Annotated in this window: 15 protein-coding genes and 6 tRNA genes; 3 read left to right on the plus strand and 18 right to left on the minus strand. The window is 62.4% G+C overall.

The features are described from left to right. Positions 1-44 precede the first annotated feature (44 nt). On the plus strand, positions 45-1,004 hold the full coding sequence (locus tag F3J43_RS02630) for an endonuclease (RefSeq protein ID WP_166883270.1): 960 nt from the start codon (positions 45-47) through the stop codon (positions 1,002-1,004). Positions 1,005-1,148: 144 nt separating this feature from the next. Here F3J43_RS02630 and F3J43_RS02635 read toward each other — a convergent pair. Then, positions 1,149-1,225: transfer RNA gene (locus tag F3J43_RS02635), tRNA-Arg, on the minus strand. Between the two features lie 73 nt (positions 1,226-1,298). Further along, complete coding sequence (gene phnN, locus F3J43_RS02640; protein WP_166883271.1) at positions 1,299-1,922, minus strand: phosphonate metabolism protein/1,5-bisphosphokinase (PRPP-forming) PhnN; 624 nt, start codon at positions 1,920-1,922, stop codon at positions 1,299-1,301. Positions 1,923-2,019: 97 nt separating this feature from the next. Between phnN and F3J43_RS02645 the strand changes: the two genes are divergently transcribed. Both F3J43_RS02645 and F3J43_RS02650 read left to right on the plus strand, forming a co-directional pair. After that, positions 2,020-2,181, plus strand: a complete 162-nt coding sequence (locus F3J43_RS02645) for a hypothetical protein (RefSeq protein ID WP_166883272.1) — start codon at positions 2,020-2,022, stop codon at positions 2,179-2,181. A gap of 87 nt (positions 2,182-2,268) precedes the next feature. Further along, entirely contained in the window at positions 2,269-2,595 is a 327-nt protein-coding gene (locus tag F3J43_RS02650) for an Arc family DNA-binding protein (RefSeq protein WP_003254499.1), read from the plus strand. A 64-nt stretch (positions 2,596-2,659) separates the two neighbouring features. On the opposite strand, the gene mgtE is transcribed toward F3J43_RS02650, so the two are convergent. The 16 genes from mgtE to F3J43_RS02730 all read right to left on the minus strand — a co-directional run bounded on the left by mgtE (position 2,660) and on the right by F3J43_RS02730 (position 17,540). Next, positions 2,660-4,102 carry a magnesium transporter gene (gene mgtE / locus F3J43_RS02655; RefSeq protein ID WP_166883273.1) on the minus strand — a complete coding sequence of 481 codons (1,443 nt, stop codon included), beginning with the start codon at positions 4,100-4,102 and terminating at the stop codon, positions 2,660-2,662. A gap of 422 nt (positions 4,103-4,524) precedes the next feature. After that, positions 4,525-4,601 (minus strand) — tRNA-Arg (locus F3J43_RS02660). A gap of 71 nt (positions 4,602-4,672) precedes the next feature. Then, positions 4,673-4,749 (minus strand) — tRNA-Arg (locus tag F3J43_RS02665). A 70-nt stretch (positions 4,750-4,819) separates the two neighbouring features. Then, positions 4,820-4,896 (minus strand) — tRNA-Arg (locus F3J43_RS02670). 70 nt (positions 4,897-4,966) lie between these two features. Continuing rightward, positions 4,967-5,043, minus strand: a tRNA-Arg gene (locus F3J43_RS02675). Positions 5,044-5,105: 62 nt separating this feature from the next. Beyond that, positions 5,106-5,196, minus strand: a tRNA-Ser gene (locus F3J43_RS02680). 72 nt (positions 5,197-5,268) lie between these two features. Continuing rightward, positions 5,269-5,457, minus strand: a complete 189-nt coding sequence (gene csrA, locus F3J43_RS02685; RefSeq protein ID WP_003254503.1) for a carbon storage regulator CsrA — start codon at positions 5,455-5,457, stop codon at positions 5,269-5,271. Between the two features lie 165 nt (positions 5,458-5,622). Next, positions 5,623-6,858 carry an aspartate kinase gene (locus tag F3J43_RS02690; protein ID WP_166883274.1) on the minus strand — a complete coding sequence of 412 codons (1,236 nt, stop codon included), beginning with the start codon at positions 6,856-6,858 and terminating at the stop codon, positions 5,623-5,625. Between the two features lie 82 nt (positions 6,859-6,940). Continuing rightward, positions 6,941-9,565, minus strand: a complete 2,625-nt coding sequence (alaS, locus tag F3J43_RS02695; RefSeq protein WP_166883275.1) for an alanine--tRNA ligase — start codon at positions 9,563-9,565, stop codon at positions 6,941-6,943. A gap of 345 nt (positions 9,566-9,910) precedes the next feature. Then, positions 9,911-10,918, minus strand: a complete 1,008-nt coding sequence (gene astE, locus F3J43_RS02700; RefSeq protein ID WP_166883276.1) for a succinylglutamate desuccinylase — start codon at positions 10,916-10,918, stop codon at positions 9,911-9,913. 10 nt (positions 10,919-10,928) lie between these two features. Then, on the minus strand, positions 10,929-11,216 hold the full coding sequence (locus F3J43_RS02705; RefSeq protein ID WP_134690889.1) for a topoisomerase II: 288 nt from the start codon (positions 11,214-11,216) through the stop codon (positions 10,929-10,931). Positions 11,217-11,231: 15 nt separating this feature from the next. Next, a complete protein-coding gene (astB, locus tag F3J43_RS02710) occupies positions 11,232-12,578 on the minus strand; it encodes an N-succinylarginine dihydrolase (RefSeq protein ID WP_166883277.1) in 1,347 nt (448 codons plus the stop codon). Between the two features lie 23 nt (positions 12,579-12,601). Further along, positions 12,602-14,065, minus strand: a complete 1,464-nt coding sequence (gene astD, locus F3J43_RS02715) for a succinylglutamate-semialdehyde dehydrogenase (RefSeq protein ID WP_166883278.1) — start codon at positions 14,063-14,065, stop codon at positions 12,602-12,604. Further along, positions 14,066-15,094 carry an arginine N-succinyltransferase gene (gene astA, locus F3J43_RS02720; RefSeq protein WP_166883279.1) on the minus strand — a complete coding sequence of 343 codons (1,029 nt, stop codon included), beginning with the start codon at positions 15,092-15,094 and terminating at the stop codon, positions 14,066-14,068. 55 nt (positions 15,095-15,149) lie between these two features. Beyond that, a complete protein-coding gene (gene aruF, locus F3J43_RS02725; RefSeq protein WP_166883280.1) occupies positions 15,150-16,169 on the minus strand; it encodes an arginine/ornithine succinyltransferase subunit alpha in 1,020 nt (339 codons plus the stop codon). A gap of 150 nt (positions 16,170-16,319) precedes the next feature. Beyond that, a complete protein-coding gene (locus F3J43_RS02730) occupies positions 16,320-17,540 on the minus strand; it encodes an aspartate aminotransferase family protein (protein ID WP_166883281.1) in 1,221 nt (406 codons plus the stop codon). Positions 17,541-17,586 lie beyond the last annotated feature (46 nt).

Consider the following 17,586-nt stretch of genomic DNA (forward strand, 5'->3'; position numbering starts at 1 on the left):
CAAGCCGTATAATCGGTTTTTTCTGTAAGCCGAAGATGTTTTTCATGAAGAAACTGCTTTACGTCATCACCCTCGCCTTCACCGCCCTCCCCAACGCCTTCGCCAACCCGCCCGCCACCTTCACCGAAGCCAAGGTGATCGCCAAGCAGAAGATCTACCTGGACCAGGCCAGCAGCGCCATGGGCGAGCTCTACTGTGGCTGCAAGTGGACCTGGGTGGGCAAGTCCGGCGGGCGTATCGACCCAGGGTCATGCGGTTATGCAACACGCAAGCTGCAGGCCCGCGCCGAACGTACCGAGTGGGAGCACATCGTGCCGGCATGGACCTTCGGCCATCAGCGCCAGTGCTGGCAGAACGGCGGACGCAAAGCTTGCGTCGATACCGATCCCACGTTCCGCGCCATGGAAGCGGACCTGTTCAACCTCTACCCCTCGGTGGGCGAGGTCAACGGCGACCGCAGCAACTTCAACTACGGCATGGTCTCTGGCGTGGCGCCACAATATGGACAGTGCACCACCAAGGTCGACTTCCAGCAGAAAACCACCGAACCTCGTGATGCAGTGAAGGGACTGGTGGCGCGAACCACCTTCTATATGTACGACCGATACAAGCTGAACATGTCGCGCCAGCAACAGCAGGTGCTGATGGCCTGGGACCGACAATATCCGGTTTCGCCCTGGGAGCGGCAACGAGACCAACGGATCGCCGCGATCATGGGGCACAACAATCCGTTCGTCACGGGCGAGCGTGCCTGGGCACTGGGCCATACCCCGCAGGGAAACACCACGCCGATGACCAACCCACTCCCCAAGGAGTCGGCCAAACCAACACTGGCGAGTGCTGCGCCAGGCGGGCCAGTGCTCGGCAACCGCAACAGCCACGTCTACCACTTGGCCAATGGCTGCCCTGGCTATGCGCAGGTGGCGCAGAAGAACCAGGTGGCGTTTGCCAGCGAAGCCGAGGCGCAGGCGGCCGGCTATCGCAAGGCGGGGAACTGCAAGTAGGGGAAACCGAACCGGCCTGGGCAAGCCCGGGCCACGCACCCAAAGGGCACCGACTGCCGTACGCGGCGTGGTTTCAACGAAATATGACTGGCGCCCGACGTGTCGAGTCGTCGACAGTGCTGGTAGGCAAGGCAAGTGGAGGAATGGCGTCCCAGGCAGGATTTGAACCTGCAACCTTCCCCTTAGGAGGGGGATGCTCTATCCAATTGAGCTACTGAGACCAAAGATCGGCAGCGAACGCTGCACCGTAGGGACGGCGAGCATGGTAACTAGCCAATTACCATTTGTCATGTCTCAATCGGGCAATTTGCACGTCAGCCGTTTCTCTTTTACTTGATCGATCACGCCCTCATCATGCAACAGCGCCAGCAAGGCCTCCACCGCGCCGCCCAGCGAGGCGGAGTTGTCCAGCACCCGCACATCAGCATCGTACTCGGCCAGGCTGGCGTTGCGTGCCAGACGCTGGGCGATTTCCTCGCCACTTTCACGCGCGCGCGCCAGCAGCCGCTCACGCAACGCTTCTGGCGAGACCCGCAGTCCGATCGCCAACAGATCTGGGTAACGCCTGCGAGCTTCGTCCAGGTGGCCGCGCGAGCCATTGACCAGCACCGAATGACCGGCGCTCAGCCATGCCTGCACCTCGGCAGGAATGCCATAGCACAGGCCATTGGCCTGCCAGTCGAGGGCGAACTCACCTGCCATGCGCATCTGCTCGAAGGCTTCGTGGCTCACGCTCAGGGCCGCCTCCCCCTTGGCCTCGGCCGAACGGGTGATGACCCTTCGGGCAACTTCCACACCCTGCGCACGCAGTTGCTCACGGGCGGCATCTATGAGGGAATCTTTCCCCGAGCCAGATGGTCCTATCAAGAAGATCAACCGCCCCCTTGAGGTCGGAGTGCTGCTTGCGTCATATTGCATAGCCACTATGCTCAATCTGAGGGGAACCTGCGTATTCTAAGCTTTTTCCCTGACCTTTGCTGCCAGTTACCAGATTTTGACGACAAAGGTCTGACGCATGAGTGATCCGCTTAAAGTGAAACTTTTCAAACCAGTGCTCATTTCTGATAATTGGTGCTGGCAAAAAGCCTTTATCCGGACCACTATTTGTCACAGAATTGACGCCAAGGAAACGGCGACCATGAGGCAAGATGAAGACCCAAAATCCAATCACGGTTGAACATTTTGTCGTCGCCGCGGTCGTACTTCCACCGTGCGGCCAATTTGAGAACCGCTTCCCCTGAACCAGAACAACCGGTCAATTTATATGCGCCCAATGAAACAGGCTATCTATTCGAGCCGCACCGCTGACAAGTTCGTCGTCCGCCTGCCAGACGGAATGCGTGAGCGCATTGCCGAGGTAGCGCGCAACCACCACCGCAGCATGAACTCCGAAATCATCGCGCGCCTGGAGCAGAGCCTTATCCAGGAAGGCGCGCTGGGCGACGAGCTGAGCATGCGCCTGGACAGCCCAGAGCTCAGCCTTCACGAACGCGAATTGCTGCAGCGCTTCCGTCAATTGTCCCACCGCCAGCAAAACGCCTTGGTAGCCCTTATCGCTCACGATGTGGAAATGGCCGCCGACGCTTCCTGATTGCCAAGCACCACACATAAAAAAGCCAGCGCAAGCTGGCTTTTTTATGTGTGGTGCTGTTCGCTCAAAGCAGGAACAAGGTGGCCAATCCGAGGAAGATGAAGAAACCACCACTGTCGGTCACCGCCGTGATCATCACGCTCGAACCCATTGCCGGGTCACGCCCCAGCCGGGTCAGGGTCATCGGGATCAACACCCCCATGAGCGCCGCCAACAGCAGGTTCAGGGTCATCGCCCCGGTCATCACCAAGCCCAGCGACCAACTGCCATACAGCCAGAAGGCTACCGCACCGATCACCCCACCCCAGATCAAGCCGTTGAGCAGCGAGACCGCCAGCTCCTTGCGCATCAAGCGACTGGTGTTGCCCGGCGAAACCTGGTCAAGCGCCATTGCGCGCACGATCATGGTAATGGTCTGGTTACCCGAGTTACCACCGATACCCGCGACAATGGGCATCAATGCAGCCAACGCCACCAGCTTCTCGATGGACCCTTCGAACAGGCCGATCACCCGCGAGGCAACGAAAGCAGTGATCAGGTTAATGGCCAGCCAGGCCCAACGGTTGCGCAGCGAACGCCAGACCGAGGCGAAGATATCTTCCTCTTCACGCAAACCGGCCATGTTGAGGACTTCGCTCTCGCTCTCTTCACGAATCAGGTCAACCATTTCGTCAATGGTCAAACGACCGATCAGACGCTCGCTCTTATCTACCACCGGCGCGGAAACCAGGTCATAGCGTTCGAACGCCTGGGCGGCATCATAGGCATCTTCCTCGGGGTGGAAGGTCACCGGATCATTGGCCATGACCTCCGCGACTTTCTTCTCCGGGTCGTTGACCAGCAACCGCTTGATCGGCAGCACCCCCTTTAGCTTGCCGTCGTAGTCAACCACGAACAGTTTGTCGGTGTGACCCGGTAGCTCCTTGAGTCGGCGCAGGTAGCGCAATACCACTTCCAGGCTGACGTCTTCGCGGATGGTGACCATCTCGAAGTCCATCAATGCGCCAACCTGTTCCTCGTCATAGCTCAGGGCCGAGCGTACACGCTCGCGCTGCTGGGCATCGAGGCTTTCCATCAGCTCATGGACGACATCGCGCGGCAGCTCCGGCGCCAGGTCAGCGAGCTCGTCTGCGTCCATTTCCTTGGCAGCGGCCAGCAACTCGTGATCGTCCATGTCGGCGATCAGGGTCTGGCGGACGGCGTCGGAAACTTCCAGCAGGATGTCGCCGTCACGGTCCGAGCGCACCAACTGCCAGACCGTCAGGCGGTCTTCCAGCGGCAAGGCTTCAAGGATGTAGGCGATATCGGCAGGGTGCAGATCGTCGAGCTTGCGCTGCAACTCGACAAGGTTCTGGCGGTGGACGAGGCTCTCCACCCGGTCATGATGATGACCCTCCTGACGGTGCGTCAGGTCCTCGACCACCCGCTGGCGCTGCAGCAGTTCGATCACCTGAGCAAGGCGATCCTGCAGGCTCTCTTGGGCTTTCTTTACTTCGACTTCGGTCATAGGCGAACTCCACTCCCAGCAGCGGAGCACGCCGGGAGAATCAATCGGTCAGATCTTTCTGTATGAAGCGGGTTAGCGAGTAACTACTGGGTAAGTCCATGGTGGGATTCCACAAGCCCCGGCGGGGCTGACGGGCGCAATCATACACTGTGTAAGCTGTCGGATCGCTTAAATTTTTGGCCAGAACAACCGTTTGCGGAATAAAGCTATGACAACGCTCGAAGCCAACAGTGCGACGGTCTTGCCAAAGGCAAAAGCACAGCGGATTTGTAACCGACCAATACATGACGCTTCGACGATTACACGACTACATCTGCACTGGCAGTCCGGCCTCCCCTACGGGACAACCTGGAACCACATCACATGACGCTCGGGAATCGGAAAACAAAAAGCCCGCTCAAATGAGCGGGCTTCTTGAAATATGGCGGACTCAGGAGGATTCGAACCTCCGACCGCTCGGTTCGTAGCCGAGTACTCTATCCAGCTGAGCTATGAGTCCGTAGGCGGTAGTTTTAGACCAGATTACCACTGGTTGTTGAAGCAGCCTTGCAGGCAAAGCCACTTCAAAAGTGGCGGACTCAGGAGGATTCGAACCTCCGACCGCTCGGTTCGTAGCCGAGTACTCTATCCAGCTGAGCTATGAGTCCGTAGGGTAGTTTTAGACCAGGTTACCACTGGTGGGTTGAAGTAGCCTTGCAGGCAAAACCACTTCAAAAGTGGCGGACTCAGGAGGATTCGAACCTCCGACCGCTCGGTTCGTAGCCGAGTACTCTATCCAGCTGAGCTATGAGTCCGTGGGGTAGTTTTAGACCAGGTTACCACTGGTTGATTGAAGTAGCCTTGCAGGCAAAGCCACTTCAAAAGTGGCGGACTCAGGAGGATTCGAACCTCCGACCGCTCGGTTCGTAGCCGAGTACTCTATCCAGCTGAGCTATGAGTCCGTGTCTTGCTGTCGTAGATCGCTCAAACGTTTTGATCCGTTTACAGCGCCCTACGTTAATAATGGCGGTGAAGGGGGGATTCGAACCCCCGATACCCTTATGAGGTATACTCCCTTAGCAGGGGAGCGCCTTCGGCCACTCGGCCACCTCACCGCAACACGAGGCGAATATTAAACACACCCTTCCTCGTTTGCAACCCTTTTTTTGAAAAAAACTTCAAAAAAATTAAAGGCTTGGCTCCTCGTCCTTCTCTTTCTTGATTCGCAGGTAGATTTCCTCGCGGTGAACGGCCACTTCCTTCGGCGCGCTCACACCGATACGCACCTGGTTGCCTTTGACGCCCAGGACCGTCACGGTGATCTCACCGTCACCAATGATCAGGCTCTCGGCGCACCGACGAGTCAGAATCAGCATAATTTTCTCCTCATTAGAATCTTCAGGGACAACAGTCTTTAAAGCAGGGCCTGGTCATGGACGACGGCATTGGCCCGGAGAGACCGCCGGAGCACCTGGACAGGGGCGGCTCCAGCGGCCAGAAACGCGAAGGGCGCGGCAAGCCGCGCCCCTTCAGGCAGCGTGTCACTCGCCCTGTCGGGCAGGCGCATCGAGCTCGAACGCGGTGTGCAGCGCGCGAACAGCCAGCTCCAGGTACTTCTCCTCGATCACCACCGAGACCTTGATTTCGGAGGTGGAGATCATCTGGATATTGATGCTTTCCTTGGCCAGGGCTTCGAACATGCGGCTGGCTACACCCGCATGGGAGCGCATGCCAACACCGACGATAGACACCTTGGCGATCTTGGTGTCGCCGGTCGCTTCGCGCGCGCCGATCTCGCGAGCGGTGTTCTCCAGCACGCCCAACGCCTTCTCGTACTCGTTGCGGTGCACGGTGAAGGTGAAGTCGGTGGTGTTATCGTGCGAGACGTTCTGCACGATCATGTCCACTTCGATGTTCGCGGCACTGATCGGACCGAGGATCTTGAACGCAACGCCCGGGGTGTCCGGAACGCCACGAATGGTCAGCTTGGCCTCATCACGGTTGAAGGCGATACCGGAAATGATCGGCTGTTCCATGGATTCCTCTTCATCGATGGTAATGAGGGTACCCGGACCCTCCTTGAAGCTGTGCAGCACGCGCAGCGGGACGTTGTACTTGCCGGCGAACTCCACCGAGCGGATCTGCAGCACCTTGGAGCCGAGGCTGGCCATTTCCAGCATCTCCTCGAAGGTGATCTTCTCCAGGCGCTTGGCCTGGGGAACAACACGCGGATCAGTGGTGTAGACGCCATCGACATCGGTGTAGATCTGGCACTCATCGGCCTTGAGGGCCGCCGCCAGGGCCACGCCGGTGGTGTCGGAACCGCCACGACCGAGAGTGGTGATGTTGCCGTGCTCGTCGACCCCCTGGAAACCTGCAACCACCACGACACGCCCGGCCTTGAGATCGGCGCGGATCTTCTGGTCGTCGATCTGCAGGATGCGCGCCTTGTTGTGCGCGCTGTCGGTGAGAATGCGCACCTGGTTGCCGGTGTAGGACACCGCCGGCACGCCGCGCTTCATCAGGGCCATGGACAACAGGGCAATGGTGACCTGCTCGCCGGTCGACACGATCACGTCCAGCTCACGCGGTTCCGGCTTGTCGGTAATCTGCTTGGCCAGGTCGATCAGGCGGTTGGTTTCACCACTCATCGCCGACAGCACGACCACCAGGTCGGTGCCTTGCTCGCGGAATTTCTTGACCTTGTCGGCAACCTGCTCGATCCGCTCGATGGATCCGACAGAGGTGCCGCCAAATTTCTGTACGATCAACGCCATTTCAAAGGTGCCTCAGCCCTCAAGGGCCCCAAAAAACAATCCAACATGAAACGGCCGGCGACTCACCGCCGGCCGCTTCATCTCAAAGTCCCTGCTCGGCGAACGGCACGGCCAGGGCCAGGGCCTGGTCCAGCGCGGCAACATCGACGCCACCACCCTGGGCCATGTCCGGGCGACCACCGCCCTTGCCGCCCACCGCTGCAGCGGCCTGCTTCATCAGATCGCCAGCCTTGAGTTGGCCGGAGAGGTCCTTGGTCACGCCAGCCACCAGCACGACCTTGCCCTCATGCTCGCTGCCCAGCAGGATCACCGCATGGCCGAGCTTGTTCTTCAGTTGGTCGACGAGCGCCAGCAGAGCCTTGCCATCCTGCCCGTCCAGGCGGGCGGCGAGGACCTTGGCGCCCTTGACCTCCACGGCCGCGTTGGAGAGATCGTCTCCGGCGGCGCTGGCGGCCTTGGCCTGCAGCTGCTCGAGCTGCTTTTCCAGCTGACGGTTGCGCTCGAGCACAGCCGACAGCTTGTCGATCAGGTTGTCGCGGTTGCCCTTGACCAGTTGCGCGGCTTCCTTGACCTGCTCTTCGGCAGCGTTCAGATAGGCCAGCGCGGCGGCGCCGGTGACCGCTTCGATACGGCGCACGCCCGAGGCCACGCCGCCTTCGCTGATGATCTTGAACAGGCTGATGTCACCGGTGCGCTTGGCATGGATGCCACCGCACAGTTCGACGGAGAAATCACCACCCATGCTCAGCACGCGCACGGTGTCGCCATACTTCTCGCCGAACAGCGCCATGGCGCCCTTGGCCTTGGCGGTCTCGATGTCGGTCACTTCGGTCTGCACCGCGGTGTTACGACGCACTTCGCGGTTGACGATTTCTTCCAGGGCCTTGATCTGCGCCGGCGTCACCGCCTCGAAGTGGCTGAAGTCGAAGCGCAGGCGCTGGCTGTCGACCAGCGAGCCCTTCTGCTGCACGTGCTCGCCCAGCACTTGGCGCAGCGCTTCGTGCAGCAGGTGGGTGGCCGAGTGGTTCAGCGAGGTGGCGTGCTGGACATCGGCGTCGACATGGGCCTCGACCGGGGCAGCGATGGTCAGCGCGCCACTGGCGACCACGCCGTGGTGCAGGAAGGCACCACCGGTCTTGGTGGTGTCGCGCACATCGAAACGCGCGGCACCGGCCTGCAGGTAACCGCTGTCACCGACCTGGCCACCGGACTCGGCGTAGAACGGCGTGCGATCGAGCACGACCACGCCTTCCTCGCCCTCACCCAACTGATCGACCGACTGGCCATCCTTGTACAGGGCAATGATCTTGCCCTGGGCTTCGGTGGTGTCGTAGCCGAGGAAATCGGTAGCGGTGTCGACCTTGACCAGGCTGTTGTAGTCCATGCCGAAGGCACTGGCGGAGCGGGCACGCTCACGCTGGGCCTCCATCTCGCGCTCGAAGCCGGCTTCATCGATGGTCAGCTCGCGCTCGCGGGCGATGTCGGCAGTCAGGTCCATGGGGAAGCCATAGGTGTCGTAGAGCTTGAACACCACGTCGCCCGGGACCACGTTGCCCTGCAACTGGGCCAGGTCCTGTTCGAGAATGCGCAGGCCCTGCTCGAGGGTCTTGGCGAACTGTTCTTCCTCGGTCTTGAGCACGCGCTCGATGTGCGCCTGCTGGCCCTTGAGTTCCGGGAAGGCCTCGCCCATCTCGGCCACCAGCGCGGCGACGATCTTGTGGAAGAAGCTGCCCTTGGCACCCAGTTTGTTGCCGTGGCGACAGGCACGACGAATGATGCGGCGCAACACGTAGCCACGGCCTTCGTTCGACGGCAGCACGCCATCGGCGATCAGGAATCCGCAGGAGCGGATGTGGTCGGCCACCACCTTCAGCGAAGGTTGCTCGTCGTTGCTGCAGCCGATGGCTTGGGCAGCCGCGGCCAGCAGGCTCTGGAACAGGTCGATCTCGTAGTTCGAGTGCACATGCTGCATCACCGCACTGATGCGCTCCAGGCCCATGCCGGTGTCCACCGAAGGTGCCGGCAGCGGGTGCAGGACGCCATCGGCGGTGCGATTGAACTGCATGAAGACGTTGTTCCAGATCTCGATGTAGCGGTCGCCGTCTTCTTCCGGCGAGCCGGGCGGGCCGCCCCAGATGTCGGCGCCGTGGTCGTAGAAGATCTCGGTGCACGGACCGCACGGACCGGTATCGCCCATGGTCCAGAAGTTGTCGGAAGCGTACGGGGCGCCTTTGTTGTCACCGATGCGCACCATGCGCTCGGCCGGCACGCCGACTTCCTTGGTCCAGATGTCGTAGGCCTCGTCGTCGCTGGCGTAGACCGTGACCCAGAGCTTTTCCTTCGGCAGGTTCAGCCATTTGTCCGACGTCAGGAAGGTCCAGGCGAAGGTGATGGCGTCACGCTTGAAATAGTCGCCGAAACTGAAGTTGCCCAGCATCTCGAAGAAGGTGTGGTGACGGGCGGTGTAGCCGACGTTTTCCAGGTCGTTGTGCTTGCCGCCGGCACGCACGCATTTCTGGCTGCTGACCGCGCGGGTGTAGGCGCGTTTTTCCTGGCCGAGGAAGCAGTCCTTGAACTGGTTCATGCCGGCGTTGGTGAACAGCAGGGTCGGGTCATTGCCCGGGATCAGGGAGCTGGAGGCAACGCGAGTATGTCCCTGCTCTTCGAAGAAGCGGAGGAAGGCTTCACGGATTTCTGCGCTTTTCATAGGTTCTTCCACGGAAACGGCGGCCACACGTCGAATCGACGAAACGACGGCAAAGGGCCGCATTATATCGGTCCTGCAGTCTCGGTGCAGTGTGTTTATGCGATAGAAACCGTCGAATGGACGGTTTGTCAGACTAAAGCCATTGAAAACGACATGACCGCGATGCTAAAGCCAGCCTTTCGCTACTGGCAAGCCAATTACGGCGCAGGGGAGCGGAAAAGGGAACAGCTGGAGAATTAAAAGAGTTTCATCGGCGATAGGATCCAAAAAAACCGACATGCAAGGTGCCGCCCTGCTGTAGGAGCGGGTTCGCCCACGCCCAGGCAAACCCCATCCAGGCCAGTTTCAGGCCAGGCGCTGGCCTGAATCCGGCACGATCAGGATCCCCGCACGCAGGCCATTGCGCACCTTGGGGTTGGGGAAGATGATCCGCGCGCCCTCCTCCTCCACCACCCAGCGCATCTCGGCCAGGTCTTCGGCCAGCAGGTAGCCCTTGCTCAGCTCGGAGAAATTCTCGATGTCCGCCGGCAAGTGCAGGTGGAAACTGTCACTGTGCTTGATGATCTCGCGGGCGACGCTGAACAGCTTGAGGCCATCCAGGGACTGCTCGACTTGCGGCTCGGTATCTTCGACGAGCTGGATCAGGCGGGCCTGGAGCCTGTCGAGATTGACCTCGTCGTTCTGCCCGAACGGGCGCGCCTTGCCCAGCTCCAGGGTGAAGGCCTCGGCATCGAGCTGCTCATAGGTGAAGGCACTGAAGGTGATCGACGACTTGCTCTGCAGCAGCACTGCCTCCATGCCCGCGGCCGCCAGACGCGCCAGCTCGCGTCGGGAGTGCTGGCGCCCTTCCTTGTACGGGTACAGGGCGAACTGCTCGATCTTCGAACCACGAATCGCGGTATGCAGGTCATAGTGCAGGCGAGTACGGCCCGGCCGACTGAAGAACACCCGGGCGAACTGCTCCAGCTCCGCCGCGCGCAAGGCCTCGGCGCCGCTGGACAACTCATGGCGACCATTGAACAGACGGTTGATGTCCTGCTCGATGAAACGCTCGCCCTTGCGGATCGCCGCCGGATTGCCGAACAGGAACAGCACCCGCGCGCGCGGCTTGATCGAACCATCGGCCACACCATGCAACAACTTTTCGAGCAACTCGATCGGCGCCGTCTCGTTGCCATGGATACCGGCCGACAACAGCAGGTCGAGCCCGCAATCCTCGCCTTCGGGCGGACGCACTTCCAGCGCGCCCTCCCCCAGCCAGCGCAGACGCACGCCCCTGGTGGTCACTTGGGTCTTCTCGGCCGGTTCGTGATCGGTCAGGGTCAGCTCAAGCAGTTTGCCAAGGGCGAGCATGGGCGCTTCCTTAGTGGTGGTGGCCGCAGTCTGGGCCGTGGACGTGGTCGTCGTCACCGGCGTCGGCCGGCTCCATTTCCAGTTGCAGGCTGACCAGATTGGTGGCCATAGGGCGCAGCAGCAGATTGGCGTACTCGGTGTCGTCTTCCTCGACATCCACGCCGATCAGCAACTGGCCGCGGCCATCCTGCTGAATCCACACCTCCTTGCCTTGCCAGACCACGGCAAAGCGGGTGCAGGAGGTTTCCAGCTGGGTGCCGTCTTCATCTTCCAGGATCAGGCGCAGGGCGTCGGACATTGCAATTTCTCTCTATCAAGGTTGGCGTTGGAACGGATAGACCGAACCCAGCTTGAGGATCCGGGTCAGCTCATCCAGTGCCGTGCGGCATTCGTCCAGCAACTGCGGGTCGGCCAGGTCCGCCTCGCCGAGGCGATCGCGGTAGTGCCTGTCGACCCACTGCACCAGGGTGTCGTACAGCGAGGCGGTCATGATAACGCCTTGGTTGACCGCCGCCAGTTCCGATTCCTTCAGTGCCACGCGCAGCCGCAGGCAAGCCGGGCCACCGCCATTCTGCATGCTCTGCTTGAGGTCGAACACCTTGACCTCCTTGACCGGGCCCTGGCCCGTCAACTGGTTCAGGTATGCCCAGACACGCTCGTTGTTGCGGCATTCCTCGGGCACCACCAGCAACATCGAGCCGTCGGCGCGGCTGAGCAGCTGGCTGTTGAACAGGTAGGAACGCACCGCATCCTCTACCGCCACCGCCGAGCGCGGCACGCAGATCGCCTGGAAGTTGCCGCCCTTGCCGGCCAGTTTAGCCTGCAGCTGGGCAAGCACCGCGCCGGTCTCGAGGAAGGCGTCCTCGTGGTAGAACAGCACCTCGCCATTGCCCACCGAGATGACGTCGTTGTGGAACACGCCCTGGTCGATCACCGCCGGATTCTGTTGAGCGTAGACCACACCGTCGTCGCTCAGCCCGTGCAACCGGGCCACGGCCTGCGACGCTTCCAGGGTCTGGCGCGCAGGATATTTCTGCGGCGCGGGATAGCGGCTGTCGAAGGCGCTGCGGCCATAGACGAAGAATTCGACACCGGCCTCGCCATAGTCACGGCAGAAACGGGTGTGGTTGGCCGCACCTTCATCGCCGAACTGGGCCACCGCCGGCAGCGCGGCATGGTGGGCGAAGTGGCGCTCGTCGCTGAACATGGCGCCCAGCATGCGACTGGTGGTCGGGTGCTCGATGCTGCGGTGATACTTGCAGTTGAGGTTGGCGGCGGTGAAGTGCACGCGACCATCGGCAGTATCGGCACTGGGGCTGACGGTGGCGGCGTTGGCCACCCACATGCTCGATGCCGAGCAACTGGCCACCAGCAACGGCATGGCTTCCTTCGCTGCACGACGGATCACCTCGGCATCGCTGCCGCTGAAGCCCAAGCTGCGCAGGGCAGCCACGTCCGGGCGCTCCTGCGGCGCCAGCACGCCCTGCTGGAAGCCCATTTCCATCAGCGCCTTCATTTTCGCCAGACCCTGGCGTGCTGCCTCGCGCGGATTGGAACCCTGCTGGCTGTTGCTCTGCGAGGCCACGTTGCCGTACGACAAGCCGCCGTAGTTATGGGTCGGCCCCACCAGGCCATCAAAATTCACTTCATAGGATTTCATCGGCTAGGCTCCGAGACCTGTTGTTATAGGGTGACGCCCGGCGTCAGGGTTGCCGGTAGTGCAAGGCTCGCGGTCTCCAGCGAAGCCACGGGGTAGGCGCAGTAGTCGGCCGCGTAGTAGGCGCTGGCACGGTGGTTGCCACTGGCGCCGACACCACCGAATGGCGCGCTGCTGGCAGCGCCGGTCAGCTGCTTGTTCCAGTTGACGATGCCGGCGCGGCTGCGCAGCCAGAAGTGCTGGTAGCGAGCGTTGGAGTCCGACAGCAGACCGGCAGCCAGGCCGTACTGGGTGTTGTTGGCCTCCTCGATCGCCGCGTCGAAGTCGGCGTAGCGGATCACTTGCAGCAGCGGGCCGAAGAACTCCTCGTCCGGACGCTCGGCCACGGCGCTGACATCGATGATGCCCGGGGTGAGCAAGGCGGCACTGGCCTGGGGCTGGGTCATTTCCAGCAACACCACCGCGCCCTTGGCAAACAACTCGGCTTGGGCGGCCAGCAACGCCTGGGCGGCCTGCAGCGAGATCACCGACCCCATGAATGGCGCGGGCTGCTGATCGAAAGCGCCGACGCTGATACCACGACTGACCTCGACCAGGCGCGCGAGCAACCGGTCACCCCAGGCGCCCTGCGGCACCAGCAGGCGACGGGCGCAAGTGCAGCGCTGACCGGCGGAGATGAACGCCGACTGGATGATGGTGTAGACCGCCGCGTCGAGGTCCTTGACCTCATCGACCAGCAGCGGGTTGTTGCCCCCCATCTCCAGCGCCAGGATCTTGTCCGGGCGACCGGAGAACTGCTGGTGCAGCAAGTTGCCGGTACGGCTGGAACCGGTGAAGAACAGGCCGTCGATACCCGGGTTGGCGGCCAGCGCCACACCGGTTTCACGGGCGCCCTGGACCAGGTTGAGCACGCCCGCCGGCAAGCCGGCCTCGATCCAGCACTGCACCGTCAGTTCGGCGACCTTCGGGGTCAGCTCGCTGGGCTTGAACACCACGCAATTCCCCGCCAGCAGCGCCGGGACGATATGCCCGTTGGGCAGGTGGCCCGGGAAGTTGTACGGGCCGAACACGGCGACCACGCCATGCGGCTTGTGCCGCAGCACGGCGGTGGCATCGGCCAGCGGACCACTCTTCTCGCCGGTACGCTCACGGTAGCTCTGCACCGAGATCGCGACCTTGTTGACCATGCTGGTCACTTCGGTGGCCGACTCCCACAGCGGTTTGCCGGTTTCCTCGCCAATGCAGCGCGCCAGTTCATCTCCCCGAGCCTTGAGCTTTGCGGCAAAGGCCTCGAGCACACTGATGCGCGCCTCAAGGCTCAACGATGCCCAACCAGGGAAGGCCTGGCGAGCGGCCTGCACCGCGGCCTCGACTTGAGCGGCGTCGGCGCCCTGCCCTGCCCAGACCACCGCTTGAGTGACAGGATTCAAGGACTGCAGGGCTTCGCCCTGACCTGCCAGCCATTGGCCGGCGATGTAATGGGTGTTCATTTACTGGGCCTCCCGGCTAGCGGACAACGGCACGGCGCGGACATTGTCACCGGCGCCCAGGCGCAGGCGCTTGGCAGTCTGCGGATCGACCACCAGGGTGCCGGCCGCCAGGCGCGCAGGCGCCGCGGTGATGCGGCAGTCTTCGCGCTTGCGGTTGTGGATGATGTAGGGGGTGGCGTCGTCACCCGGCGTGCCAACGGCCAGCACCAGGGTTTCGCTCTCGCGCACGGCGCGGATCTTCGCGGTCTCGCACTCGATGGCCGGGCCGGCGTCGAAGATATCGACATAGCCCTGATAGCTGAAACCCTCGCGCTTGAGCATGGCCAGCGCAGGCTCGGTATCGGTGTGGACACGCCCGATGACATTGCGCGCAGCCTCCGAGAGGAAGCAGGTGTACAACGGGAACTTAGGCATCAGTTCGGCGATGAAGGACTTGTTGCCCACGCCCGTGAGGTAGTCGGCCTGACTGAACTCCATCTTGAAGAAGTGCCGGCCCAGGCTTTCCCAGAATGGCGAACGGCCCTGCTCGTCGGACATGCCGCGCATCTCGGCAATGATCTTGTGACCGAACAGCTCGGGGAATTCGGCAATGAACAGCATCCGCGCCCGGGACAGCAGACGGCCATTGAGGCCGTTGCGGCAGTCGCTGCGCAGGAACAGCGAGCACAGCTCGGAATTGCCGGTCAGGTCGTTGGCCAGGAACAGGGTCGGGATCTCGCGGTAGATCTTCAGCTCCTGGGACGCACTGACGGTCAGGCCGACCCGATAGTTGTACCAGGGTTCGCGCAGGCCGACGGCACCGGCGATGGCGCTGATGCCGACCACCAGGCCCTCGTCGTTCTCCATCACGAACAAGTAGTCGGTATCGCCGCGCTCGGCTTCGCCACGGAAGCTCTTCTCGGCCCAGCCGACGCGCTGGCCGAGGCGCTCCTCGTTGGCCGGAAGGGTGGTCAGGCCTGTGGTGCCGGTGCTGCGGGCCAGTTCGATCAGCGCGGGTAAATCGCTGCTGCGTACAGGACGAACGATCATGCTATCTCCTTGTGCGGCGGTCTGTGCCTGCCGCGAAACTCTCTGTTCCGGCGTTTCAGACCGCCACCAGGCGCACGCTGGCGCCTTCGCCGACGCCCAGGGCCTCGGCGGCCTCGCTGCCGAGGCTGACCGGCTTGCCCGGCACCCAGTCCAGTTCCAGCAGCACGGCTCGGTAATCCTGCAACTGGCCGTTGCACACCAGGTACGGACGCCCGCCCTTGGCCGGCGCATCGTCGAGCTTGACCGGCACCACCCGGCTCTGGGCAATGGAGCGGATGCCCGAGGCCCGCGCATGCAGGGTCGGGCCGCCGTCGAAGATGTCGATGTAGTGCTCGGTCTCGAAGCCTTCGCGCATGAGGATGTCGAAGGTGATCTGCGCCCGCGGATGCACCTGCCCCATGGCCTCCTGGGCCGCGTCGGCCAGCAAGGGCACGTAGATCGGATAGTGCGGCATCAGCTCGGCGAGGAAGGTGCGACTCTTCAGGCCGCACAGGCGCTCGGCGTCGGCGTAGTTGAGGTCGAAGAAATTGCGACCGATGGCATCCCAGAAGGGCGACTCGCCGTTCTCGTCGCTGTAGCCGACGATCTCGGTCACCACCGAATCGGCGAAGCGCTCGGGATGGGCGGCCATGAACAACAGGCGACCGCGGGAGTTGAGCTCGGCGAAGGCGCTGTTCACCAGTTCCGGCAGCACGTAGAAGCTGGTCAGCAGGCTGTTGCCGGTGAGGTCGTGGCACAGCGACAGGACGTGGATCTTGTTGTGGATCTTCAGCTCGCGCGAGGCGTGCACGAAGGTCTCGTTGCGAAAGCTGTAGAACGGCTCGGAATACCCCGCCGAGGCGACAATCGCCGAGCAACCGACCAGCTTGCGGGTCACGCTGTCCTCGAGCACGAAGAAGTAGCTCTCTTCCCCGTTGAAGCTCACTTCCGCGGCAAAAGAGGTTTCCGAGGCGGCGATCTTGTCGCCCAGGCGGCCGGCATCGTCCGGCAGCGAGGTGACACCAATGGGGCTGTCGGCAGCCATGCGCTGCACTTCGTTCAGATCCGCCATTTGCGCGGGGCGCATCACCAGCATGGTGTCACTCCTTTCGGGAAAGCGCGCCGATCACCTCGGCGCGGAAAAACGGCGGGCACGCGCCACTACCTGCAAGCAGGTGCCCGCACTGGAATTCAGGTTTTGCCGGCACCGACCTGACTCGGCGCCGGCAGGCAGACCGCCCGGCGATCAGCCCTGGGTCAGCTTGCGCACGGCGCGTTCGAAACGCGCCAGGCCTTCATCGATGTCGGCGTCCTCGACCACCAGGCTCGGAGCGAAACGCACCACGTCGGGACCGGCCTGCAGGACCATCACGCCTTCCTTCTCGGCGGCGTTGAGGATGTCCTTGGCCTTGCCCTTCCAGGCATCGCTCAGTACACAGCCGATCAGCAGGCCGACACCGCGCACCAGGGTGAACAGGCCGGTTTCCTGGCCGAGCTTTTCCAGACTAGCCTTGAAACGTTCGTGCTTGGCCTTGATGCCGGCCAGGGTCTCGGGGGTGTTGACTACGTCCAGTACCGCGCAGGCCACGGCGCAGGCCAGCGGATTGCCGCCGTAGGTAGTGCCATGGGTGCCGACGGCCAGGTGCTTGGCCAGGTCGCTGGTGGTCAGCATGGCGCCGATCGGGAAGCCGCCGCCCAGGCTCTTGGCGCTGGTGAGGATGTCCGGGGTGACACCGTAGTGCTGGTAGGCGTACAGCGAACCGGTACGACCGACGCCAGTCTGTACTTCGTCGAAGATCAGCAGGGCGTTGTGCTCGTCACACAGCTTGCGCGCGCCTTCCAGGTAGGCCTTGTCGGCCGGCACCACACCGCTCTCGCCCTGGATCGGTTCGATGACCACGGCGCAGGTCTTGTCGGAAATCTGTGCCTTGAGCGCTTCCAGGTCGTTGTACGGCACGTGGCTGATGCCGACGATCTTCGGGCCGAAGCCTTCGGAGTACTTGGGCTGGCCGCCGACGCTGACGGTGAACAGGGTACGCCCGTGGAAGCTGTTCACGGTGGCGATGATCTCGTGCTTCTCGGGACCGAAGCGATCATGGGCGACGCGACGGGCCAGCTTGAAGGCGGCCTCGTTGGACTCGGCGCCGGAGTTGCAGAAGAACGCCCGCTCGGCGAAGGTCGCGTCCACCAGCTTGTGCGCCAGGCGCAGGGCCGGCTCGTTGGTGAACACGTTCGACACATGCCACAGGGTGTTGGCCTGCTCGGTCAGCGCCTTGACCAGCGCCGGATGGCAGTGACCCAGGGCGTTCACCGCGATGCCGCCAGCGAAGTCGATCAGCTCGCGACCGGTCTGGTCCCATACTCGGGAACCCTCGCCTCGCACAGGAATGAAGGCCGCCGGGGAGTAGTTGGGAACCATGACTTGGTCGAAATTGGCACGTTGCACCGGGGCTTGCTCAACGGACATCTGAGTCTCCTGAAGAGGAACGCTGGCCTGGAAGTGGCGAGCGATG

Origin of the sequence: Pantoea sp. Cy-639 (assembly GCF_011752525.1) — a bacterium.
GTDB lineage: Bacteria > Pseudomonadota > Gammaproteobacteria > Pseudomonadales > Pseudomonadaceae > Aquipseudomonas.